This window comes from Lysinibacillus sp. UBA6686, assembly GCF_002455205.1.
Taxonomy (GTDB): domain Bacteria; phylum Bacillota; class Bacilli; order Bacillales_A; family Planococcaceae; genus Lysinibacillus; species Lysinibacillus pakistanensis.
Window position 1 is genome coordinate 42,898 of the sequence record NZ_DKJS01000061.1, and the last position, 23,977, is coordinate 66,874.

22 protein-coding genes are annotated in these 23,977 nt (G+C 37.9%); 21 read left to right on the forward strand and 1 reads right to left on the reverse strand.

The window, feature by feature from the left end:
• The 15 genes from B2R82_RS16030 (at nucleotide 1) to B2R82_RS16100 (ending at nucleotide 16,716) form a co-directional block, all read left to right on the forward strand.
• A complete protein-coding gene (locus tag B2R82_RS16030; RefSeq protein ID WP_286925880.1) occupies nucleotides 1–960 on the forward strand; it encodes an ABC transporter permease in 960 nt (319 codons plus the stop codon).
• 220 nt (nucleotides 961–1,180) lie between these two features.
• A complete protein-coding gene (gene yfmF, locus B2R82_RS16035; RefSeq protein ID WP_286925881.1) occupies nucleotides 1,181–2,452 on the forward strand; it encodes an EF-P 5-aminopentanol modification-associated protein YfmF in 1,272 nt (423 codons plus the stop codon).
• Nucleotides 2,449–3,750, forward strand: a complete 1,302-nt coding sequence (gene yfmH, locus B2R82_RS16040; RefSeq protein ID WP_286925882.1) for an EF-P 5-aminopentanol modification-associated protein YfmH — start codon at nucleotides 2,449–2,451, stop codon at nucleotides 3,748–3,750. Before yfmF ends, yfmH begins: the two co-directional genes overlap by 4 nt.
• Nucleotides 3,747–4,475: an elongation factor P 5-aminopentanone reductase gene (ymfI, locus tag B2R82_RS16045; RefSeq protein WP_286925883.1), complete on the forward strand. Its 729-nt coding sequence runs from the start codon at nucleotides 3,747–3,749 to the stop codon at nucleotides 4,473–4,475. The genes yfmH and ymfI overlap by 4 nt, the downstream gene beginning before the upstream one ends.
• A gap of 44 nt (nucleotides 4,476–4,519) precedes the next feature.
• On the forward strand, nucleotides 4,520–4,777 hold the full coding sequence (locus B2R82_RS16050; RefSeq protein WP_054770649.1) for a DUF3243 domain-containing protein: 258 nt from the start codon (nucleotides 4,520–4,522) through the stop codon (nucleotides 4,775–4,777).
• 224 nt (nucleotides 4,778–5,001) lie between these two features.
• Nucleotides 5,002–5,790, forward strand: a complete 789-nt coding sequence (locus B2R82_RS16055; protein ID WP_283871221.1) for a DUF3388 domain-containing protein — start codon at nucleotides 5,002–5,004, stop codon at nucleotides 5,788–5,790.
• A gap of 25 nt (nucleotides 5,791–5,815) precedes the next feature.
• On the forward strand, nucleotides 5,816–6,733 hold the full coding sequence (locus tag B2R82_RS16060) for a helix-turn-helix domain-containing protein (RefSeq protein WP_286925884.1): 918 nt from the start codon (nucleotides 5,816–5,818) through the stop codon (nucleotides 6,731–6,733).
• A 47-nt stretch (nucleotides 6,734–6,780) separates the two neighbouring features.
• Nucleotides 6,781–7,359 (forward strand): CDP-diacylglycerol--glycerol-3-phosphate 3-phosphatidyltransferase, encoded by a 579-nt coding sequence (gene pgsA, locus B2R82_RS16065; protein ID WP_283871223.1) that lies wholly within the window; start codon nucleotides 6,781–6,783, stop codon nucleotides 7,357–7,359.
• Between the two features lie 17 nt (nucleotides 7,360–7,376).
• The gene (locus B2R82_RS16070) at nucleotides 7,377–8,636 is read left to right on the forward strand and encodes a competence/damage-inducible protein A (protein WP_286925885.1); all 1,260 of its coding nucleotides are present in this window, start codon (nucleotides 7,377–7,379) and stop codon (nucleotides 8,634–8,636) included.
• 158 nt (nucleotides 8,637–8,794) lie between these two features.
• Complete coding sequence (recA, locus tag B2R82_RS16075) at nucleotides 8,795–9,859, forward strand: recombinase RecA (RefSeq protein WP_286925886.1); 1,065 nt, start codon at nucleotides 8,795–8,797, stop codon at nucleotides 9,857–9,859.
• A gap of 635 nt (nucleotides 9,860–10,494) precedes the next feature.
• Complete coding sequence (gene rny / locus B2R82_RS16080) at nucleotides 10,495–12,054, forward strand: ribonuclease Y (RefSeq protein ID WP_283871226.1); 1,560 nt, start codon at nucleotides 10,495–10,497, stop codon at nucleotides 12,052–12,054.
• A 339-nt stretch (nucleotides 12,055–12,393) separates the two neighbouring features.
• Complete coding sequence (locus tag B2R82_RS16085; RefSeq protein ID WP_286925887.1) at nucleotides 12,394–13,191, forward strand: TIGR00282 family metallophosphoesterase; 798 nt, start codon at nucleotides 12,394–12,396, stop codon at nucleotides 13,189–13,191.
• 224 nt (nucleotides 13,192–13,415) lie between these two features.
• Nucleotides 13,416–13,682, forward strand: coding sequence for a stage V sporulation protein S (locus B2R82_RS16090; RefSeq protein WP_004224903.1), 267 nt, complete (start codon nucleotides 13,416–13,418; stop codon nucleotides 13,680–13,682).
• 428 nt (nucleotides 13,683–14,110) lie between these two features.
• Nucleotides 14,111–15,850, forward strand: coding sequence for a 2-oxoacid:acceptor oxidoreductase subunit alpha (locus B2R82_RS16095; RefSeq protein ID WP_286925888.1), 1,740 nt, complete (start codon nucleotides 14,111–14,113; stop codon nucleotides 15,848–15,850).
• The gene (locus B2R82_RS16100) at nucleotides 15,850–16,716 is read left to right on the forward strand and encodes a 2-oxoacid:ferredoxin oxidoreductase subunit beta (RefSeq protein ID WP_286925889.1); all 867 of its coding nucleotides are present in this window, start codon (nucleotides 15,850–15,852) and stop codon (nucleotides 16,714–16,716) included. Before B2R82_RS16095 ends, B2R82_RS16100 begins: the two co-directional genes overlap by 1 nt.
• A 71-nt stretch (nucleotides 16,717–16,787) precedes the next feature.
• Here B2R82_RS16100 and B2R82_RS16105 read toward each other — a convergent pair whose 3' ends face one another.
• On the reverse strand, nucleotides 16,788–17,105 hold the full coding sequence (locus tag B2R82_RS16105) for a hypothetical protein (RefSeq protein WP_286925890.1): 318 nt from the start codon (nucleotides 17,103–17,105) through the stop codon (nucleotides 16,788–16,790).
• A gap of 163 nt (nucleotides 17,106–17,268) precedes the next feature.
• On the opposite strand from B2R82_RS16105, the gene B2R82_RS16110 reads away from it, so the two are divergent.
• From B2R82_RS16110 to B2R82_RS16135, 6 genes are all read left to right on the forward strand, one after another.
• The gene (locus tag B2R82_RS16110) at nucleotides 17,269–17,976 is read left to right on the forward strand and encodes a lantibiotic protection ABC transporter ATP-binding protein (RefSeq protein ID WP_286925891.1); all 708 of its coding nucleotides are present in this window, start codon (nucleotides 17,269–17,271) and stop codon (nucleotides 17,974–17,976) included.
• Nucleotide 17,977: 1 nt separating this feature from the next.
• Entirely contained in the window at nucleotides 17,978–18,706 is a 729-nt protein-coding gene (locus B2R82_RS16115) for a lantibiotic immunity ABC transporter MutE/EpiE family permease subunit (protein WP_286925892.1), read from the forward strand.
• A gap of 3 nt (nucleotides 18,707–18,709) precedes the next feature.
• Nucleotides 18,710–19,465 carry a lantibiotic immunity ABC transporter MutG family permease subunit gene (locus tag B2R82_RS16120; RefSeq protein ID WP_286925893.1) on the forward strand — a complete coding sequence of 252 codons (756 nt, stop codon included), beginning with the start codon at nucleotides 18,710–18,712 and terminating at the stop codon, nucleotides 19,463–19,465.
• A 22-nt stretch (nucleotides 19,466–19,487) separates the two neighbouring features.
• Nucleotides 19,488–20,150, forward strand: a complete 663-nt coding sequence (locus B2R82_RS16125) for a response regulator transcription factor (RefSeq protein WP_286925894.1) — start codon at nucleotides 19,488–19,490, stop codon at nucleotides 20,148–20,150.
• On the forward strand, nucleotides 20,138–21,514 hold the full coding sequence (locus tag B2R82_RS16130) for a sensor histidine kinase (protein WP_286925895.1): 1,377 nt from the start codon (nucleotides 20,138–20,140) through the stop codon (nucleotides 21,512–21,514). The genes B2R82_RS16125 and B2R82_RS16130 overlap by 13 nt, the downstream gene beginning before the upstream one ends.
• A 262-nt stretch (nucleotides 21,515–21,776) precedes the next feature.
• The coding region (locus B2R82_RS16135) for an InlB B-repeat-containing protein (protein ID WP_286925896.1) at nucleotides 21,777–23,977 on the forward strand (2,201 nt) is incomplete at its 3' end.

Here is a 23,977-nt window from a genome sequence, read left to right on the forward strand (position 1 = left end):
ATGACCTTATTAGAAATGTTATATTTTATCATCCCTTCTGCGATTCTTTATGCAACACCATTAATCTTTACGGCCATCGGTGGTGTTTTCTCTGAACGCTCTGGTGTTGTTAACATCGGGCTAGAAGGTTTAATGATAGTCGGGGCCTTTGTTGGTATTTTTGTCAATTTAGAATTTGCTTCAACATTCGGTGCAGCCACTATTTGGGTGGCAATGCTTGCAGCTATCGTTGTAGGAGGTATCTTCTCACTTTTCCATGCTGTTGCCTCAATCTCCTTCCGTGCGGATCAAACGGTATCAGGGGTAGCCATCAACTTACTAGGTTTGGCTGCAACAGTGTTTTTAGTAAAAATGATTTATGATAAAGGTCAAACAGATATGATTGACCAACCTATTCGCCGTTTCGGAATCCCTTATTTAGAGGATATTCCATTTGTGGGTCCTTTGTTATTCAAAGAAGTTTATAGTACTTCCATATTAGCTTTTGCTGTAGCAATTGGCGCATGGTTTATCATCTATAAAACGCCATTTGGTTTACGTCTTCGCGCAGTCGGTGAGCACCCAATGGCAGCAGATACAATGGGGATAAATGTTAATAAAATGCGCTATATTGCAGTTGTGATCTCGGGAGCCCTTGGTGGTCTAGGTGGAGCTGTCTATGCGCAAACAATTACACACGATTTTTCACATGCAACTATTGCTGGGCAAGGTTTCATGGCGATTGCAGCAATGATTTTCGGGAAGTGGCATCCAATTGGCGCACTTGGCGCAGCATTATTCTTTGGATTAGCGCAAACGTTAAGTATTGCAGGGAACCAAATGCCATATATCCAAGAGATTCCGGCAGTATACCTACAAATTTTACCTTATGTCCTAACAATCCTTGCATTAGCAGGCTTTATCGGTAAAGCAAGTGCACCAAAAGCTAGTGGACAGCCTTATATTAAAGGTAAACGTTAAATAAGTAGGTAGCTTAACATTAAAGACTGAGCGAAAATGCTCAGTCTTTTTCCTTGTACATATCTTAGATGTTTAGGAAAATAGAGATGTTGCATCATCGTGCGAATGTAATTTTACACTTTTTAAATACATACTTTGGATTCTTTTTGCAATTATAGACAATAGCCATGTATAGTATGTGTAGTACATTGTTATATTAAGAAGGATAGGAGGGTTCCATATGTTTAAAACAATACCTTTTGCAAAAGGTGTCAACTTGCATATCCGACAAACAACCCAATTTAAAACCGTAAATTTTTCAATTAAATGGAGAAGAGCATTAACGGCTCAAAATGCATCTGAACGTACTGTATTAACAAATGTTTTGCAACATAGTAACGGCAAATATACAACGACTGCTGCATTCCGAAGCTTTTTGGATGATTTATATGGTACTGTGTTGTATTTTGACACTTCCAAACGTGGTAATGAGCATACAGTACTAATGAATATAGAGACTGTAAATGATCAATATTTAGCCAATACAAGTGTTTTAAATGAAGTGCTAGGTATTATACACACAGCAATATTTGAACCTAATTTAGAAAATGGTGTATTTAAAGATTCCATTGTAGAACGAGAAAAGAAAATGGTCATTCAGCGTATTGAATCCATCTTCGACGATAAATCCCGTTTTGCTCAGGTTCGCCTTCAGCAAATTTTACGTCCAAATGAACCGGCCTCTATTTCTGCTAACGGCACTGTCGAGGACATTCAAAAAATTTCACCTACTTCATTACTGGAAGCATACCAATCCATGCTTGCCAATGATAAAATTGACATTTATGTTGCAGGGGATATAAATGAAGACGAAATTGTGGCGAAGCTGAAAAAAGCGCTACCATTTACGGATCGTACGCCAGAAGAAATTCCTGTTGTACTACCACAGCAACATCCGCAAAATGATTATGTTCGTGAACAACAAGAAATGAAGCAAGGAAAAATGCATATTGGCTTTAGTACACCTGTAAGATTTGGTGATGCAGATTTTGCAAAAATGCAAATCTTTAACGGCATCTTTGGCGGTTATCCACATGCTAAATTATTCATGAATGTCCGTGAAAAGGAAAGTCTCGCTTATTATGCATCTAGTTCTTATGCATCCCATTATGGCTTAGTGTTTGTTGTATCTGGAATTGAACCAAAGAATGAAGAAAAAGCCTTATCACTCATTAAAGAACAACTTGCTGTTATGCAAGCAGGCGAAATTACAGATTTGGAATTAGAGCAAACAAAAGCTATGTTGACGAACCAATTAAAGGAATCATTGGATTCTGCCCGAGGACAAATAGAAATTTTTGACCAATACAAAGATTTACCCGAGAAGTTCTCTGTTGAAACCTGGGCAAATAAGTGGAAAGCTGTGACGAAGGAAGATGTTGTTGAAGTGGCAAAGCAAGTACAGCTAGAAGCGGTCTATTTCTTATGTGGGAAGGAGCAAGCCGCACAATGAAAACAATTGAATTCAAGCAATTAGATGAAACTCTTTACTATGAAAAACTTGAAAACGGTCTAGATGTTTATATTTTACCAAAAAAAGGATTTTCTAAAACATTTGTTACTTTCACCACGAAGTATGGCTCTGTTGATCGTACATTTGTGCCGATTGGTGAAACAGAAAGCATTACAGTACCTGATGGCATTGCCCACTTTTTAGAGCATAAAATGTTTGAAAAAGAAGATGGAGATGTCTTCCAAAAATTTAGCGAATTTGGTGCCTCTGCCAATGCTTTTACGTCATTTACACGGACTGCTTATTTATTTTCATCTACAGACAATATTTATAAAAGCACAGAAACGTTACTAAATTTTGTGCAAGAGCCTTATTTTACTGAAGCAACAGTCAATAAGGAAAAGGGTATAATTGGACAGGAAATTACCATGTATGATGATCAGCCAGATTGGCGTCTATATTTTGGTACAATTGAAAATATGTATCATACACACCCAGTAAAAATTGATATTGCTGGTACGATAGAGTCAATTGATGGTATTACAGCTGATCATTTATATACGTGTTACAACACTTTCTATCACCCAGCTAACATGCTTTTATTTGTTATTGGGGCTGTAGATCCGAATGAGATGATAGCATTTATTCGAGAAAATCAAACTAACAAAGAATTTCCTGAGCCAACACCTATTCAACGCTTTTTTGATCAAGAGCCAGTTGAAGTGGCGATAAAAGAACGTACATTGAATATGGATGTACAGAAGCCGAAAATGTATATAGGTTTAAAAGCAAAAGATACAAATCTTTCTGGACGTGATATGTTAAAGCATGAGCTATCTGTCCAAATTGCGCTAGAGCTTATTTTTGGCCGTACCTCAAGCTTTTATGAACGTGTTTATGATGAAGGTTTAATTGATGAGACCTATGCCTTTGATTTTACATTAGAAAAGGGCTTTGGCTTTGCTATGATTGGCTCTGATACAACAGAACCAGCTACATTGGAGAAAGCAATTAAGGAAGAATTAGCCAAGTATGATGGGAAGGGACAATTTGAGCCTACAGATTTAGAACGAGTAAAACGTAAGAAAATTGGATTCTTCTTACGTGCATTGAATTCCATTGAATTTATCGCTAACCAATTTACACGCTATTCGTTTAATGACATGAATTTATTCGATGTAGTGCCTGTATTAGAGGAACTGACGATAGAAGATTTGAAAAAAGCATTTACTTCGATTCAAGGTGAATCTCAACAAACTGTTTTCAAAATCTTACCGACAGAGAAGGGCACACAGTGAAAAAATTTGCCCTTGTACTAGGAGCATCAGGGGAGATTGGCCGTGCTATATGTCAAAGTCTAGCTGCAGACGGTTGGTCTATCTATGTCCATTATTCGAATAACGAGAAGGCTGCACAGGATTTATATGCTTCCCTATCAAAAAATTTTCCTGCACAGGAATTTATGCTTGTGCAAGGAGATTTTTCAAAAGAAACGGGTGCTGAGTCAGTTGCTTCACAAGTTTTTAATGTGCAGGCAATTGTTTTTTCAAGTGGTCAGGCACATTATTCTCTCCTTGAAGATACGACAGTTGAAGATATGGATGCTTTATGGCGTGTCCATGTGCAAAATCCTATGCGTTTGACAGCATTACTTTCATCCAAGCTTCGAGCTCATGATGTCAGCTATGTGCTTTTTATCGGCTCAATTTGGGGTGAGGCAGGCTCAGCTGGTGAAGCACTTTATGCTACGGTAAAGGGTGCTCAACACGCTTTTGTGAAATCCTATGCCAAGGAAGCTGCATTGTCACGAATTCGAGTGAATGCAATTGCTCCAGGATTTATTAACACTTCAATGAATAGTCATTTAAGTAAAGAGGAACTCAATTACATTTTAGAAGACATTCCGTTAGGTACTATTGGCGAAACCACAGATGTGGCTGAGATGGTGCGTTTCTATCTTTCCGGAAAAGCAGATTATGTCACAGGACAAATAATTCGTTTAAATGGTGGCTGGTACATATAATATTCTTTTTTGCACATACTACATGTGTAAAGGAGGAGGAACATATGACCATTTTAGAAAACTGGCAAAAATGGACATCGTTTTTAGGACAAAATGTTATGCAGGCAGAATCAACTGGTATGCCAAAGAAAATGATTCAGCAAGCAGCTGTACAAATTGGCGAATATTTGGCGACAAATGTCGACCCTAAAAACGAACAAGAGCGAGTGCTGTCGGATTTATGGGGCGTTGCCTCTGAAGATGAAAAAGAAGCGCTGGCGAATTGTGTCATTAAACTTGTGCAAAATAAGCATGTACAGTAAAAAAGAGGAGAGCTTTCTCCTCTTTTTTCTATATCAAAAACATTCTTTCTATCGAAAAGGGAACGTATGTAAGCCTATTTGGCTGGCTTTTAAAAAAAATAGGAAGTTTTTAAAAATAACGAGGTATTTCCATGTATTCTAACTTTCCATTACATAAAAAATCAGCTATGATGGAACTTATAAAGGATTTTTTACGTTAACTAATAGGAAGGGAACGAGTGTGTTTGAGCGATTGGTACTTTGAATATGAAATTCAGGTGAATCGCCCTGGATTATTAGGAGATATTGCTTCACTTTTAGGGATGCTTCGTGTCAATATTATTTCAATTAATGGTGTCGATGAGGATCGACGTGGTATGTTAGTGCATACAGACAATGATGAGGCAATTGAGCGTTTTCGTACAATTGTTTCGACAATGGAACATATTAACGTAACCAAATTTCGACAACCCAAACTCCGTGATCGTTTAGCCATTAGGCACGGTCATTATATTCCTCGAGATGCAGATGAAAAAAATACTTTCCGTTTCGTGCGAGATGAACTCGGTATCTTGGTTGACTTTATGGCTGAACTTTTTAAAAAAGAGGGGCATAAGCTCATAGGAATACGCGGTATGCCTCGTGTTGGAAAAACTGAATCGATTGTTGCGGCAAGCGTATGTGCTAATAAAAAGTGGATTTTTTTGTCGTCAACAATGATTAAGCAAACTGTCCGGAATAAACTCGCTGGTGATGAATTTAGTGACAATAATATTTTTATATTAGATGGCATTGTGACACGTCGATCTTCGGATGAACGACATTTACAACTAGTGCGTGAAATGATGAATATGCCTTCCATTAAGGTGGTAGAGCATCCAGACATGTTTGTTCAGCACTCAGAATATAAGATAGAGGATTTTGATTATATCATTGAACTACGTCATCACCCAGATGAAGAAATCACTTATGAAATAATGGAAAAAAATCATATGATGTCCGAATCCGATTCTTTTGGAGGATTTAATTTTTAATTTGATATTAAAGTAGGTGTTATGAGTGGCAGAATTAGGGACTCGACTAAAAGAGGCGAGGCTGTCTAAAGGCTACAGCTTAGACGATTTACAAGAAATAACAAAAATTCAAAAGCGTTATTTAGTAGGAATTGAAGAGGGTAATTATTCGATTATGCCTGGTTCGTTTTATGTACGAGCCTTCATTAAACAATATGCAGATGCTGTTGGTTTAAACGCAGAAGAACTTTTAGAAACCTATAAAAGTGAGCTGCCAAGTACGCCGAACGATCAGGTCAGCCAATCTATTACGAATAGCCCAAGTAGAAGAAAAGTTTCAAAGGGCCCTTCCAATAAAATGATGGAGGCAATGCCGAAAATAATTGTTGGTTTATTTATCATTGTCATCATTGTTGTAATCTGGGTTTTAGTGCAATCTAAAAATAGCCCAGGAACAGGCGGTGAGAACGATACGCCTTCAGAAATAGAATATGATTCAAAAGTAAAACCAATTGATAGTGAAAAAGAAAAAGCAGACGCTGAGAAAAAAGCTGAAAAGGACAAAAAAGATTCAGCAGATTCTAAGGATTCAACAAAAGAAGAAACACCTGATGAAGACCAAACTGAAGAGGTTAAGCAATCGATTTCAGCGGGTACTATAGAATCGGATAGAGCTACAACTTCTTATACGTTAACAGGTACAGACACACTTAAAATACGTATTGAAGTGTCAGGTCCTACATTCGTCGGTATTCGTAATCAACAGCAGCAGGAATTATTAGCAGATACTCGCGTCTATAATGCAGGAGAAGTAGTAGAATTCGATGCAACTTCTGAAAATTATGTTCGCATTCGCTTAGGTAATTCACAACAGGCTAAGATATATATTAATGACGAGCTATTAACGTATGCACAACAAATCGTAACGCAAAACATCGTCATCAATTTCAATAAAGAACAGTAGTCATCTAAAGATGACTACTTTCTTTCATCATGAAAGGTGTTAGAAAAATGAACATTCCAAATAAAATTACCATCTCTCGAATCTTACTTATTCCTTTTTTTGTCATTGTAATGATGTTTGATTTTGGCTGGGGAACAATGTCACTATTCGGTGCAAAGATGCCTGTTCATCACTTTGTAGGTGCTCTTATCTTTATCTTTGCATCAACAACTGATTGGGTGGATGGTTATTATGCACGTAAGTATAATCTTGTGACAACATTTGGGAAATTTTTAGACCCACTAGCTGATAAATTGCTTGTTTCAGCAGCTTTTATTTTAATGGTGGAGCTTGGTATGGCGCCTGCTTGGATTATCATTGTCATCATCAGCCGTGAATTTGCTGTAACAGGTTTACGTTTAATATTGGCTGGTGGTGGAGAAGTCGTAGCGGCAAATCAGCTTGGCAAGATTAAAACATGGGCACAAATTGTTGCAATCGCTGCAGCACTTTTACACAATACAATCTTTACGCTAATTGGTATTCCGTTCGATACAATAATGCTATATATTGCATTGTTCTTCACATTGTGGTCTGGATGGGATTATTTCTATCTAAATCGACGTGTTTTACTTGAGTCTAAATAAGAAAGGTCTTGTGAATCATGAATGCTGAAATTCTTGCAGTTGGCTCAGAATTATTGCTAGGACAAATTACAAATACAAATGCGAAATTTATTTCTAATCAACTGTCAGAGTTAGGGATAAATGTGTATTATCATACGGTTGTTGGAGATAATGCCAAACGTTTAGATGAAGCTATAACAATTGCCGAGTCACGTGCAGATTTAATCATATTTTCTGGTGGGCTTGGTCCTACAAAGGATGATTTAACGAAGGAAACAATTGCTCGTCATCTTGGTATTTCGCTTGAATTTGATGATGTCGCCCTAACGTATATTGAGCAGTTTTTTGCTAAACGAGGTCGTCCAATGACTGAAAATAATCGTAAACAGGCATTAGTATTAGCTGGTTGTGATGTACTAGCAAATCATCATGGAATGGCACCTGGCATGATCCTAACAAAAGGCGGACGTACGTATATCTTGCTACCTGGGCCACCGAAAGAGCTTGAGCCAATGTTTCAATTTGAGGCAAAGCCAAAGCTTGGTGCATTGTTAAATGCTGGAGGCGTTATTGTCTCTCACGTTATGCGCTTTTATGGTATCGGGGAGGCAGAGCTGGAGGTTCGTGTTCAAGCTATTTTAGATACACAAACAAATCCTACTGTTGCACCACTTGCCTCAGATGGTGAAGTGACATTGCGTGTAACTGCTAAAGCAGAAACAGTACAGGAGGCACAGCAGCTTATTGCGACAAAGGTAGCTGAGATTCAAGCACTTGTTGGCGAATATCAATACGGTGTAGATGACGATTCTCTTGCCTCTAAAACAGTAGAAATGTTACTTGATAATCAGTTAACTATTTCTGCTGCGGAAAGTTTAACTGCAGGGTTATTTCAGTCAGAGCTGGCAGAAATTCCAGGAGTAGGGAATGCGCTTACTGGAGGCGTTGTTACGTATACAGAAGAGGCAAAAATAAGTCAGCTTGGCATTCCTAAACAATTACTAGATTCATATGGCATTGTCAGCAGTGAATGCGCTGCGGCTATGGCAAGTGCCGTAAAGCAAAAATTTGGTACAAATATTGGTATTGGATTAACTGGGGCAGCAGGACCAACAGCTCACGATCATCAACCAGTTGGAACAGTTTGGATTGGTATCGCCATTGACGATGAAGAACCAATCACGTATTTACTTCATTTATCGGGTATGCGGAATACAAATCGACTTCGTGCAGTAAAGTTTACATGTCATTATCTAATGCAGCTTTTGGAAGAAAGAGGATATACTAAACGCTATTAATAGGGAAAAAGTAGGAATTTGGGTAGAGGAAAATTACCCAAATTTTTATTTTGAAGAAAAATCGAATAAACGTTCGCTTTTTTCTTGCGTGTTCTCTCAAAAACAAGTATAGTAGAGATAGAGAAAAACAGTGAACAGTTTTCGAAGGAGGAAAATAAATGAGTGATCGTAAAGCAGCCTTAGAACAGGCGTTAAAACAAATTGAAAAGAACTTTGGTAAAGGTTCAATTATGAAACTTGGCGAAAAAACAGATTTAGAAATTGCTACATCATCAAGTGGTTCGCTAGCACTTGATGCTGCGCTAGGTGTTGGTGGTTATCCACGTGGGCGAATTATTGAAGTTTATGGTCCAGAATCATCAGGTAAAACAACGGTTGCTCTCCATGCAATTGCAGAGGTGCAAGCAAATGGAGGACAAGCAGCATTTATCGATGCTGAGCATGCATTAGATCCAATTTATGCACAAAAATTAGGTGTTAATATTGATGAACTACTTTTATCGCAGCCGGACACAGGTGAGCAAGCCCTTGAAATTGCCGAAGCATTAGTTCGTAGTGGTGCAATTGATATTATCGTTATTGACTCAGTGGCTGCATTAGTACCTAAAGCTGAAATTGAGGGGGATATGGGTGATTCCCATGTCGGTTTACAGGCACGTTTAATGTCTCAGGCATTACGTAAACTTTCTGGTGCTATTAATAAATCGAAAACGATTGCTATTTTCATTAACCAAATACGTGAAAAAATTGGTGTAATGTTCGGGAATCCAGAAACAACACCAGGTGGACGTGCTCTAAAGTTCTATAGCTCTGTTCGTTTAGAGGTTCGCCGCGCAGAAGCTATTAAACAAGGCAATGATATTATGGGGAATCGCACAAAAGTGAAGATTGTGAAAAATAAAGTTGCACCGCCTTTCCGTACAGCTGAAGTAGATATTATGTATGGAGAAGGGATTTCAAAAGAGGGCGAAACAGTTGATTTAGGTGTGGAGCTAGACATCGTTCAAAAAAGCGGCTCTTGGTATGCTTATGGCGATGAACGTTTGGGGCAAGGACGCGAAAACGCAAAACAATATTTAAAAGAAAACCCTGCCGTTATGGAGGAAATTGCTAATAAGATTCGTTCCTCTTATGGTATCGCTGCATCTTCATACACAATCGCTGCTCATAATGAGGAAGAAGAAATGGATGAAGAATTAATGCTTCTTCTTGAAGATGAATAATAAAAATGCATTGTTCCCACTCTAATTTGAGCAGGAACAATGCATTTTTTTGTCTATATTCCATATAAAGGTGGGTATACTCATGTAGATACCATCATGATTCTAATGAGAGTGTAAAATAAAAAATTATATCCATAGTACTATTTATTCCTAATTATGTAAAATTGAATAAATGTAATTCTAGTGTAAAAGTATTAGGAAGTTTATCTTTATTCAGAGGAATACTACCACCACTATGAATTACTTTTTTCTGGAGAGGGGCGAACAGGTGCCCGACTATCCTTGACAGAGTTTGAGGCTAGCTATACAATTAAATATGTATAATTTCTGAATTATGACTTTAAATAGGCAGTACATTTTATCTTCATTCAGTAGAAAATCCCACCTCTAAAGATGGTGAGATGAATACGAATATAGTTCCTTTTCAGTGAGTGTTTAAACACCTATTGAATGAAGCTAAAGCCTTTGGCGGATGTCACAGATTTTGAAAGAAATGAATAAAAGGATGTTTACCTAAAAACTTCCATCCTGAAGGACTAAGTAAATTCAAAATCTGGACGCAATTAACCTAAGGCGAAATTGATGTATGCGCCGACTGAAACTGTATTACCCAAATAGCAAGAGGAGGTGTTCATATGGATGGAATTACTATCATCTCCGCTTTGCTTGGAATCATCGTTGGTGCCGCTGTTAGCTATATCTACATGAAAAAAGTGAATGACTCAAAAATCACTGGTGCTAAACATGTTGCTGAAACAATCGTTGAAGAAGGAAAACGAGAAGCGGAGGCATTAAAAAAGGAAGCACTACTTGAAGCCAAAGATGAAACTCACAAATTTCGTACTGAAGCTGAGAATGACATTCGTGAACGTCGTTTAGAACTTCAAAAACAAGAGAACCGTTTATTGCAAAGAGAAGAGAATCTTGATCGCAAAGATGATGCTCTAAATAAGAGAGAAGCTGGCTTAGAGCGTAAAGAACAAGCTCTTGCCGAAAGACAACAGCATATTGAACAGATGGAAAGCAAAGTGGACGAGCTCGTTGCCTCGCAAAAAGCAGAGCTAGAGCGAATTTCTGCTTTAACTAGAGATGAAGCAAAGACTATTATCTTAGGGGAAGTAGAAAAAGAGCTAGCAACTGATATTGCTGTGATGACGAAGGAATCAGAAACACGTGCGAAAGAAGAATCAGATAAAAAAGCACGTGAAATTTTATCATTAGCATTACAACGTTTTGCTGCGGACCACGTTGCAGAAACAACGGTGTCTGTCGTGAACTTGCCAAATGATGAAATGAAGGGTCGAATTATTGGTCGTGAAGGACGAAATATCCGCACATTGGAAACGCTAACAGGTATAGATTTAATTATTGATGATACTCCTGAAGCGGTTATTTTATCTGGCTTTGACCCAATTCGTCGTGAAACGGCTCGACTTGCACTTGAAAAGCTTGTACAGGATGGCCGTATTCACCCAGCTCGAATTGAGGAAATGGTGGAAAAAGCTCGTCGTGAAGTGGATGAACAAATCCGTGAAACAGGTGAGCAAACAACATTTGAAATTGGCATTCATAACTTACATCCTGATTTAATGAAAATTTTAGGCCGTATGAAATATCGTACAAGCTATGGGCAAAACGTCCTGAAACATTCAATTGAAGTCGCATATTTGGCAGGCTTATTAGCTGCTGAACTTGGTGAAGATGTAGCATTAGCTCGTCGCGCAGGCTTATTACATGATATTGGTAAAGCAATTGACCATGAAGTTGAAGGTAGCCATGTCGAAATCGGTGTGGAATTAGCAACAAAATATAAAGAACATCCAGTAGTCATTAATAGTATTGCTTCTCACCATGGTGATACAGAAGCAACATCTGTCATTGCAGTATTAGTGGCTGCAGCTGATGCATTATCGGCTGCTCGTCCAGGTGCTCGCAGTGAGACACTCGAAAACTATATCCGCAGACTTGAAAAATTAGAAGAAATTTCAGAGAGCTATGAAGGTGTAGAAAAATCCTATGCAATTCAGGCTGGTCGTGAAATTCGAATTATTGTCCAACCTGAAAAAATTGATGACCTAGCTTCACATCGCTTAGCACGAGATATCCGTAAGCGAATTGAAGAAGAGCTCGATTATCCAGGTCATATCAAAGTTACTGTCATTCGTGAAACACGTGCTGTGGAGTACGCGAAATAATATTGAATGTTAGAGGTTTCTCAAGATGAAAATCTAGGGGGACCTCTTTTTTACTGTCAATGAATATGTAATCTATGACAGCTCTTTGTAGACAAGTAGCGTCACTTTAGAGCTTGTACTGCTTTAATCAAAAGGATATTGAAGCACCTGAAATATGCTTCTTTATCTATTCAAAGAAAAGCGCTACAATCACTCTATTTCATATTTTTTTTGCTTAATACTCTTACTGAGGTTACAATTAATGATGTTATAGAGCCAGTCATTAAAAAGGGCTTCGTAAAGCTCCAACTTATAGCAATAAAATGGCGGCGCAATTGATAGAAAGAGGCGTATATAAAAATGAAAGTATTGTTTATAGGGGATATTGTCGGTTCGATTGGTAGAGACGCAGTAGAAAAATATTTACCTCGCTTAAAGAAAAAATGGAATCCAGACGTTGTAATTGCAAATGGTGAAAATGCAGCGGCAGGTCGTGGCATTACTCGTAATATTTATAATGACTTATTACAAATGGGTGTGGATGTCATTACGATGGGAAATCATACATGGGATAATAAAGATATTTTTGATTTTATTGATGATGCGGATTATTTGATTCGTCCCGCAAATTTCTCAATCGAGGCTCCTGGTAAAGGGATGGTGCAGATTTCAAAAAACGGGGTGACCTTATCTGTGATTAATCTACATGGCCGTGTGTTTTTACCTCCTCATGAAGATCCATTTGCAATGGCAGAGACATTAATCGAAGAAGCACATAAAACGTCACCACTGGTATTTGTAGATTTTCATGCAGAGGCGACAAGTGAAAAAATTGCACTTGGTTGGCATTTAGATGGTAAGGCATCGGCAGTTGTAGGCACTCATACTCATGTACAGACAGCTGATGCACGTATTTATCCGAATGGAACAGCCTATATTACAGACGTTGGCATGACAGGTCCTTACGATGAAATTTTAGGGATGACAAAAGAAAGTGTTATTTATAAATTTCAAACAAATATGCCATCTCGTTTTGAGGTGCCCAAAAAAGGACGCGATGTGCTAAGTGGCTTTTTTGTAGACATTGATAATCAAACAGGAAAAGCACTGCATTGCGAGCGTATCTATATAAATGAAGATTATCCATTTCAGGTGTGAGGGAAGAAACTATTGTGTATGCTCTAAATGCACGATAGTTTTTTTTATTCTATTGACAATAAAAAGTCATTCTTTTTTGATTGTTTGCAATATATCAGAAATGAAAATAGTCTATTTTCTTCTCGCCGAGCATAAAATGACCTATCGACAATAACTTGAGGTCCAAAAGGGGGACGTTTAGTTGTTGAGCGTAAACACTATTCGCGAAACGGGGAGGAATAATTGTGGATTCATTAAAAGTATCATCACGCTCTAATCCAAATTCAGTTGCAGGTGCATTAGTCGCGGTAATCAGAGAAAAAGGGCAAGCAGAAATGCAAGCAGTTGGGGCAGGTGCACTTAACCAAGCCGTGAAAGCAGTGGCCATTGCACGCGGATTTGTAGCGCCAAGTGGCACAGATTTAATTTGCGCACCGGCGTTTGCCGATATTTTAATTGCTGGTGAGGAACGAACAGCTTTGAAACTTCTAGTAGAAAAACGTATTCGATAAAAATGGGATGAAGTAAAATGCCTTGCACATTTTTAGTGCAGGCATTTTTTCATTATTTGCAGGAATATCTAGTTACATAATTTCAGAAAAATCACTCATCCTTAATATGTTAACTGTCACTTGAAAATAGCAAGTTAATTTTTTATACTGCATTAATGGACCATATTAATGTAAACTGAAAATTACCCAGAAATTTTGTGAAAACAAGAAGTGAAGTGAGGGAATAATTGCGACTAATGACTGATTAGTGGAGAGTGGAAAAAACTTTTACTTTAGTATTTCGATAATTACAATTTATTGAACAGGATTTTCAGTCAAAGGTCTGATTTTCGGTTAAATCGTGGAATAACAATAGTGCAGACCGTTTCTTCGTGTTAAACTTATGAAGGAAAAATAGTAGTACACATTGGATTTAAGGAGTTGTTGACATGTTACATCAGCTTTCATGGAAAGTCGGTGGGCAACAGGGTGAAGGGATTGAAAGTACAGGTGAGATTTTCTCAATGGCAATGAATCGTTTAGGTTATTTCCTATACGGTTATCGTCACTTCTCTTCTCGAATTAAAGGTGGCCATACGAATAATAAAATTACAGTTCGTCCAACAGAGGTACGATCTATTGCGGATGATTTAGATATTTTAGTAGCGTTTGACCAAGAGACAATTGACGTTAATTATAAAGAATTAACGGAAAAAGGCGTTATTTTAGCGGATTCTAAATTTGAACCAGTGAAGCCGGAAGATTCTAAGGCACCATTATTTGCCGTACCATTTACAGAAGTAGCAGCAGAGTTAGGCACTTCGTTAATGAAAAATATGGTGGCAATTGGAGCAACAGCGTCATTGTTAAATTTAGAAAACGAAGTATTCCAAAATGTTGTTGATGATATTTTTGGTAAAAAAGGTGAAGAAGTTGTTCAGAAAAATATGGAGGCCATTGCACGTGGCCGACAAATCATGAATGACCTGTTAGGTAATCGTGTAGGCGAATGGGAATTAGCGCCAGCTGATGGGAAACGCCGCATGTTTATGATTGGTAATGATGCTATTGCACTTGGAGCACTTGCAGCTGGGACACGCTTTATGGCAGCCTATCCAATTACGCCAGCTTCTGAAATTATGGAATACCTAATTAAAAAATTACCGAAATTCGGTGGTACAGTTATCCAAACAGAAGATGAGATTGCTGCAGCGACAATGGCAATTGGTGCAAACTTCGGTGGTGTTCGTTCCTTTACAGCTTCAGCTGGACCAGGTCTTTCGTTAATGATGGAAGCAATTGGTCTTTCAGGTATGACAGAGCAGCCACTAGTTGTTGTTGATACACAGCGTGGCGGCCCATCAACAGGATTACCAACAAAGCAAGAGCAATCAGATTTGATGGCAATGTTATATGGTACACATGGCGAAATTCCTAAAGTAGTGATTGCACCTTCAACAATGGAGGAAGCATTTTTTGATACAATCCAAGCCTTTAACATTGCNNAGGAATTACAATTACCAGTTATTCTAATGACTGATTTACAATTATCTCTAGGTAAACAATCTGTTGAACCATTTGATTACAACAAAATTGAAATCCGTCGCGGGAAAATGGTCACTGATGACATTGAAGAGGTGGCAGATAAAGCTTATTTCAAACGTTATGAAAATTCAGAAGATGGTATTTCACCGCGCGTGCTACCTGGTACATTAAACGGTATTCACCATGTAACTGGTGTCGAGCATGATGAAACAGGAAAGCCATCAGAAGCAACTGGTAATCGTCAAACACAAATGGATAAACGATTCCGTAAGCTAGCTTCATTAACATTTGATCAGCCAGTTTATATAAATGCACCACATGAGGAAGCGGATATTTTACTAGTGGGCTTTAACTCAACACGTGGAGCGATAGAGGAAGTACAAGAACGATTAAATGCTGAGGGCATGAAGGTAAACCATGCGCATATTCGTTTAATTCATCCATTCCCATCTAAAGAAATAGCTCCTTTAGTAGCGACAGCGAAAAAGGTAATTGTTGTGGAAAATAATTATACGGGCCAATTAGCCAATATTATGAAAATGAATGTTGGTGGTCACGATAAAATTGAGACGATTACAAAATATAATGGTACACCATTCTTGCCAGGTGAATTAGAAAATCGTGTGAAGGAGTTGACTCACTAATGGCAACATTTAAGGATTTTCGTAATACAGTAAAACCAAATTGGTGCCCAGGCTGTGGCGACTTCTCTGTACAAGCGGCCATTCAACGCGCTGCGGCAAACGTTGGCATCGAACCAAATGAGCTAGCTGTCATTTCTGGGATTGGCTGTTCGGGCCGTATTTCAGGCTACATTAATTCTTATGGTTTCCATGGTATCCATGGTCGTGCACTACCGATTGCACAAGGCTTAAAAATGGCGAACCGTGATTTACATGTTATCGCTTCGGGTGGTGATGGCGATGGCTTTGCAATTGGTATGGGGCATACAATTCATGCCATCCGCCGTAATATTGACATTACTTATATTGTTATGGATAACCAAATTTACGGTTTAACAAAGGGGCAAACATCTCCACGTTCAGCGGCAGGCTTTATTACAAAATCTACACCAGGTGGGGCGATTGAGCCATCCTTAAAACCATTAGAGGTAGCATTAACAAGTGGCGCAACTTTTGTGGCTCAAGGCTTCTCAACAGATATTAAAGAATTAACCGCGCTAATAGAAGCGGGTATTAATCATAAAGGCTTCTCGTTTATCAACGTATTCTCACCTTGTGTTACGTATAACAAAGTAAACACGTACGATTGGTTTAAAGAAAACTTAACGAAGCTTGCTGATATCGAAGGCTATGATAATTCTGACCGTGGTATGGCAATGCGTACAGTGATGGAGCATGAGGGCTTAGTAACAGGTATTATTTATCAAGATACTGAAACAGCTTCATATCAAGAAAAAGTACCAGGCTACTCAGAGCTACCATTAACTGATATTGATATCAAAATGAGCGAAAATGATTTTAATGAATTAGTAAAAGAATTTATGTAAATCAATAACAAAGCGTATTTAAGAAAATCTTAAATACGCTTTTTGCATGTTAAAAATCAGCAAAAGCCCCATTATTGCCCCCAAGGTTGTTCACCATATCTTTTGAGCATTACGACTTCACCATCATTTTTTTTAATACGATTATATACATACTTAATTTTGTATTCGTTGTATTTTTCTAATTCGATTTTGTCGTAAAAATTCTTTGATAGAGTTAACTCCCGTTCATCAATTAAAAGATAGTGATCTCCGTTCTTCTCCATAATATTTTGTTCATCAATTTTAAAGGTGCTTTCGATTTGCACATCATTTAACGTATAAAAACCTACAGCAAACAAGCCTATAAATAAGAGTGATAAACAGATAGCTATCCAATTACCTTTTCTCAAGACCATCTCCTCCTTTTTTTATCTTTATCTTTTATACGAATAATCCATAAGATAGTTTCAAATTCTCTCGTTATTACGAATAACAACAATAAAAATTTCAATCCTTATAAAATCCTTATAATTATTTTTTACATTATAGTCATCGAAAGGATGATGACTTTAAATGGATACTATTATTTTAAAAACAGAAAATCTGAGTAAAAGCTTTAAGGGACAAAAAATTGTAGAGGATTTGTCCCTGACGATACCACGCAATACTGTCTATGGTTTACTAGGTCCTAATGGTGCTGGAAAATCAACAACATTAAAAATGATGACTGGTATGCTGCGCCCAAGTACAGGTAAAATATTTTTTAATGGACATGAATGGAATCGTAATGATTTACATGATATTGGTGTATTAATCGAAACACCTCCCCTATATGAAAATTTAACGGCAAGAGAAAATCTGAAGGTTCGAACGATTGCGCTTGGATTACCAGCATCACGTATTGATGAGGTATTAAGGATTGTCGATTTGACCAATACAGGGAAAAAAAGAGCCGGACAATTTTCCTTAGGCATGAAACAGCGTTTAGGAATAGCTATTGCACTGTTAAACTATCCAAAGCTTTTAATTCTCGACGAACCAACGAATGGACTTGATCCAATTGGCATTCAAGAGCTAAGAAAATTAATTCGATCTTTTCCAGAACTAGGTATTACTGTAATATTATCAAGCCATATCCTGTCAGAAGTGGAGCAGGTCGTTGATGAAATAGGGATTATTGCAGGAGGGAAATTAGGCTATCAGGGAGTTGCACCACAGGGACAGGAATTAGAAGCATTATTTATGCAGGTAGTGTCTGCTAGTAGAAAGGCAGGCAATTAGTATGATTTCCATAGTGAGGGCTGAAAGATTAAAATGGAAAAAGACTTTTATTGTTAAATTAGTTTGGCTAGCACCCATAGTGGCGATAGTACTAACTGCTTTATTAATGGGAGGAAGCTTTTTTCAAAAGGGTGCTTATAATTGGTGGTATACAATGCTCTTACCAGGTGCTTTGACGATATGTTGTGCAATAGTGGTGGAAAAAGATGCTAAATTGAAATATCATAGTATTCTCGCAATGCCGATTGATCTGAAGAAGATCTGGTTTGGTAAAATACTTGCATGTAGTGCCTGGTTGTTATTCATTTCACTTATTTTCTTTACAGGAATTACTGCTGGTGGAATACTTTTTGGCAATAGCTTTTCTTTCATAAATAGTCTTACAGGTAGTTTGTTAATTTTCGTCACGTTTTTATGGCAAATTCCACTTTGTTTATTCCTTGCGGCAAAATTAGGAACTTATATGGCTATTTTTATAAATTTAGTCGGCAATCTTGCTGGTATGATTGCATTTGCGGATGGAGAGTTTTGGTATAGCGTTCCTTATGCGATTACAGCAAGACTAATTTGTCCAACATTGGAAATTTTACCAAATGGTCTGCCAGTGCCTGAGGGTAGCCCATTATTAAGCATGTCGGTTATAGTTCCAGGTATATTAATTGCTTTAGCATGGTTTGCATTAATTAGCTTCTTTACTGCACGTTGGTTTCAGAAAAAGGAGGCGAAATAGTGTATGGTAATGTTAAGATTACTGAGAGCAGAGTTTCTTAAAATAAAAAGAACGCCATTTTTACTAACTCATCTCCTTGTACCGATTATTTTTTCTGGGCTATTTTTAGCATACTATTCTTATTCACCATGGAATTTTGAGTGGAAAATATCCGGTTATTTTCAGGCTCTCTCATGCGGGTTTCCAATTATTATTGGATTAGTTTGTGCAATGGCTGCGGAGCAAGAAGCAAAGGCAGGGCAGTTTCAGGAGATGCTAACCGCTACTAAAACCAAAATAGTGGCCTATTTAAGCAAGTTGCTACTGTTATTGTTATTTAGTTTTGGAGCAATATTACTGTCCTTCGGTATTTTTAGTGTTGGCTTTATTGAGCTTTTGCATGAAGATACTTTTGGTTATCAATTTTATTTTATAGCTGGATGTATTCTATTTATTAGCTTTGCATTTTTATATATTTTACATTTTTTTGTTAGTCTTCAATTTGGTAAAGGTGCCTCAATCGGTTTAGGTATTGTGGGATCACTAATAGTAGCCCTACTACTCACTGGACTAGGTGATGGTATTTGGTCATTTATACCTTATGGTTGGGGTGGTCACTTTGTTTCATTGTGGGCAATGAGAGCGTCCGGGCTTGATCTATCGACGGTAGAAATAGGACTCCAGGAAGGTATTATTGCTTCAGTTTGCGGAACATTGCTAGCGTTAGTCCTATCTTGTTTATGGTTCTGGAGATGGGAAGGAAGAAAAACAGAAAGCTAGGGAAAATGATGAGGGTAGAAGTATGGCAAAAATATTAGCAGTGGATGATGAAAAAGATATTTTAGTATTGATAAAAAATGCATTACTAAAAGACGAACATTTAGTAACAGTAGTTTCTGATGCGACAGAAGTAAGTAAAATGAATCTTGGTGCTTTCGATTTAATTTTATTGGATGTGATGATGCCCGAAATTGATGGATTTACTTTATGTGGCCAAATACGTCATGCTGTAGATTGTCCTATCCTTTTTTTAACAGCTAAATCGTTGGAGGAGGATCTAATGTATGGTCTAGGTCTTGGCGCAGATGATTATATGATCAAGCCGTTTGGCATTGGGGAGCTGCGTGCAAGAGTGAATGCGCATTTGAGACGCGAAAAAAGAGAAAGACGTAGCATTCTTTTTGTAGATAATGTTCACTTCAACCTATCTGGCAAAGAGCTGTTTGTAAATGAAGTTAAGGTAATGCTGACAAAAAGCGAATATGAAATATGCGAATTTCTAGCTCGAAATCGGGGACAGGTGTTTTCTAAAGAAAGGATTTATGAAACTATTTTTGGGTTTGATGGGAAAAGTGACAGTACGGCAATCACTGAGCATATTAAAAATATTCGTTCGAAGCTTCATGCCTTTGATGTGGACGTGATTGATACTGTTTGGGGGATCGGATATAAATGGAGACAATAAAGCCGACTAAAGGAACACGACTACATACTTTTTTTCTTCGATATCTCTTTTTCCTAAGTTTAGGCGTCATTCTGTTAGTAGTACTACTGCTAGGTTTAACGTTGTTTGCACTCTCTACCAATATCGTATTACCAGCAAATTATGCGGAAACTCAAATTTCATTATCAAGGGATCGTATTGCATCTAGTAGTTCAGTTACAGCTGATATGATCCCAGATCTTGTTGATTACGCTGTCTTTTCTAAAGAAGGTAAATTTCTTGCAGGAAATCTTTCAAATAAGGAAGCTTTAAAAGCTTGGGATGCAATGAATAAAAAGCATTCTCAAAGTATCACTCATTTTTACTCGTTTATAGAGCGAAAAAATGAGATTTGTATATTACGGTATGATTTAGTGCCACAGTATCGTTCGGCTATTATGAGGAAGTATTTACCCAATCCACAACTGTTAGATATTCTACTGTTTATTATAGGGGTTATTACTATAGCAACTGTCCTTGCAATCCATTTTGGAAGAAAGCTCAAGAAAAAAATGTTTAGCTTGCAGGAAGCTATTGAAAAAATACAAAATCAAAATTTGGATTTTAGTATTAATCCAACAGGAATTCGTGAAATAGATGATATATCCATCTCACTGGAGCAGATGAAAAGAGCATTAAATAACTCATTAAAGCAGCAATGGGAATTAGAGCGAGCACGAAGAGAACAAATATCAGCTCTTGCTCATGATTTGAAAACACCTCTTACCATTATTCGAGGAAATGCAGAGCTTTTACAGGACACTGTCCAAGATGAGACACAAAGAGAATATAATGACTATATTTTAAAAAATACGATGGAAATTGAGAAGTTTACAAAACAGCTAATAGATCTATCGAAAATGGAGCAAAAAGTTGTTAGTGAAAAAGCGAATGTAGAAATGGATGCATTTATTCTTCAGCTAGAACATCAAATGAAGGCTCTTTCTTTAGAAAAAAGCCTTGAAGTGATTGTTGAAAAGGACAATCTTCCGGCTTCAATCTTTATGGATAAAGAGCTTTTTTATCGAGCTATGTTGAATCTGATTGTCAATGCAGTAGAGCATTCGCCAATTAAAAGCAAAGTCATATTATTGGTTCAAGGAGAGATGAATTTCGTTCATTTTACTGTAGTCGATAGTGGTGCTGGTTTTTCAGCAAAAGATTTAAAGGAAGCCACAAAGCAGTTTTATCGGGGAGATCCAAGTAGAAACTCTGCAAATCATCATGGTATGGGGCTTTATATTGCCCAATCTATCATTACTAAACATGGTGGAACGTTGACACTCGGAAATGATGCAATGTCTGGTGGAGGTAAGGTAACCATTACGATTCCAATCTATCCTTAAAAAGAATGAATTTAGCGTAGAGCTAAGTTCATTCTTTTTTTCTCTTTATTTCGGTTATACGTAGCGTTAACAGTTCTATAGGTAATGTGTGCTGATTAGCGTTTTCTTAGATATAAAGAAAACAATTAACATTCCTCAATGGTGAGGGGCTATAAAAGTTATTATAATGAAACAGCCTTTCCATTAAATGCTTAAGTTTAAATAGCAAAGTAGTTTTTATTTTTTTAGTATAGATTTTTAAATCAATTCAAGGAGGAACGCTATGAGCAAAGTATGGAAACGGGCAGTATCATTATTCGCCATCTGTTTGTTATTTACACAGACTATATTTGGCAGTGTATCTGTCCTAGCAGAGTCAAATGGCAGTGCACAGCCGATACTCAACATCATCATGACAACGGATGGGGAGCCCTATAAGGAGGGTGACATCGCTACAAGTCCTGTTACGATTCAAGTCACAACGTCCTCAGCTGATAGTGCCAGTATACAGATAGAGCTATCCAAGGACAAGGGTGATTCGTGGGAGGAATTGGATAGCATGGCACCCCTTGTGCTAACAGAGGAGGGCGACTATTATCTTTGGTTTAGAATCAAGGGACAGCAAGCCATCAACAAGCTTCATGTTCGTATCTTACCACGACTTACTGTATTAGCTGGAAGTCATCCGATTTATGTAAATGCAGCATCAACTGGAGGTAATGATGGTAGCAGCTGGAATAATGCCTTCAAAGATTTACAATCAGCACTCAATGCAGCTCAAACAGGGGATGAAATTTGGATTGCCACTGGAACCTATACACCCACAAAGAAGATTTCTGCAAATGATCCACGTACTGCAACCTTCCAAATGAAAAATGGAGTAGCAATTTATGGAGGCTTTCAGGGAACAGAAACCAAATTAGCTGAGCGTAATGTTCAAGCAAACCCAACAATATTAAATGGTCTAGGGGATATTTACCATGTATTTTATCACCCAAATGGCTTGTATTTAGATAGTTCAGCTGTACTTGATGGAGTGACGATTACAGGAGGGGATGCCAATGGAAGCTTGGAGCATATGTATGGAGGCGGTATGTACAACTGGAGGAGTAGCCCAACCATAACGAATGTAACATTCAGTGAGAATAAGGCAAGCATTGGTGGTGGCATGTACAATGACAACGTTAGTAGTCCAACCATAACGAATGTGGTGTTTAGTGAAAATGAGGCAGACTTTGGTGGTGGGATGTACAATACTAACTATAGTAGTCCAACCATAACAAATGTGGTGTTTAATGGAAACGAGGCAACCGAAGGAGGGGGAATGTACAATTATCAGAAAAGTAACCCATCCTTAACAAACGCAACATTCAATGGAAATAAGGCAAACGCTGGAGGTGGCATGTTCAATAATAACGCTAGTAACCCAAACTTAACAAGTGTAACATTCAGTGGAAATAAAGCAAACGCTGGAGGTGGCATGTACAACTGGAGTAGTAGCCCATCCATAACGAATGTAACTTTCAATAGGAATGAGGCAACTGCTGATGGTGGAGGCATATTCAATTATGATAGTAGCCCGACACTAACGAATGTAGAGTTTAGTGACAATACAGCAAATTATGGAGGAGTCTTGTCCAATCTTAATAGTAGCCCTACACTATTGAATGTAACAATCAGCGGGAATCAGTTTAAGGGAGAGAAAGGTGCAATCGTTGGTGGGAATTCGCAAAGTAAAATTCAAAATAGTATTATCGTTGGTAACCATAATAACCCAGCTCTTTCTAACTATACGGGCACGATTGCCAATAGCTTATTGGATGTAGAGGAAAATGGGACTGTACTAGCTAAATTCCACAAGACAAAATCAGATGTAGAAACGGACACTTATAAACCTGAAGATTTATTTATCAATCCAAGTCAGTCTGATTATAGACTAAGAGCAAACTCACCAGCTATTAACAAAGGGAACAATAGTGATAATACGATATTAACCGACCTTTCTGGCAATCCTCGTATTCAAGGAGTGAATATTGATTTAGGTGCATATGAGGCATTTCCTTATACGGTGACATATCAGGAAAATGGAGCGATAAATGGGGACGTACCAATTGATAAGGAAACATATGATCAAGGACATTCAGTAATTGTACAAAGCAATAGTGGCAATCTTGAGAGAGCAGGCTATACGTTTAAAGGTTGGAATACGCAAGCGGATGGAAAAGGTACACTTTATGCAGAAAATACAACATTCCCAATGGGCAAAGCGGATGTCACATTGTATGCAGAGTGGATGGTGAATCCAACCTACCAAGTTCAATATGATAAGAACGGTGCAACAGGTGGTCAAGTGCCACAGGATCACAACGAGTATGAAGAAAACGAAATGGTAACAGTACAAAGCAATAGCGGCAATCTTGTGAGGGAAGGCTATACGTTCAAGGGCTGGAACACACAAGCAGATGGAAAAGGCACCCCCTACAC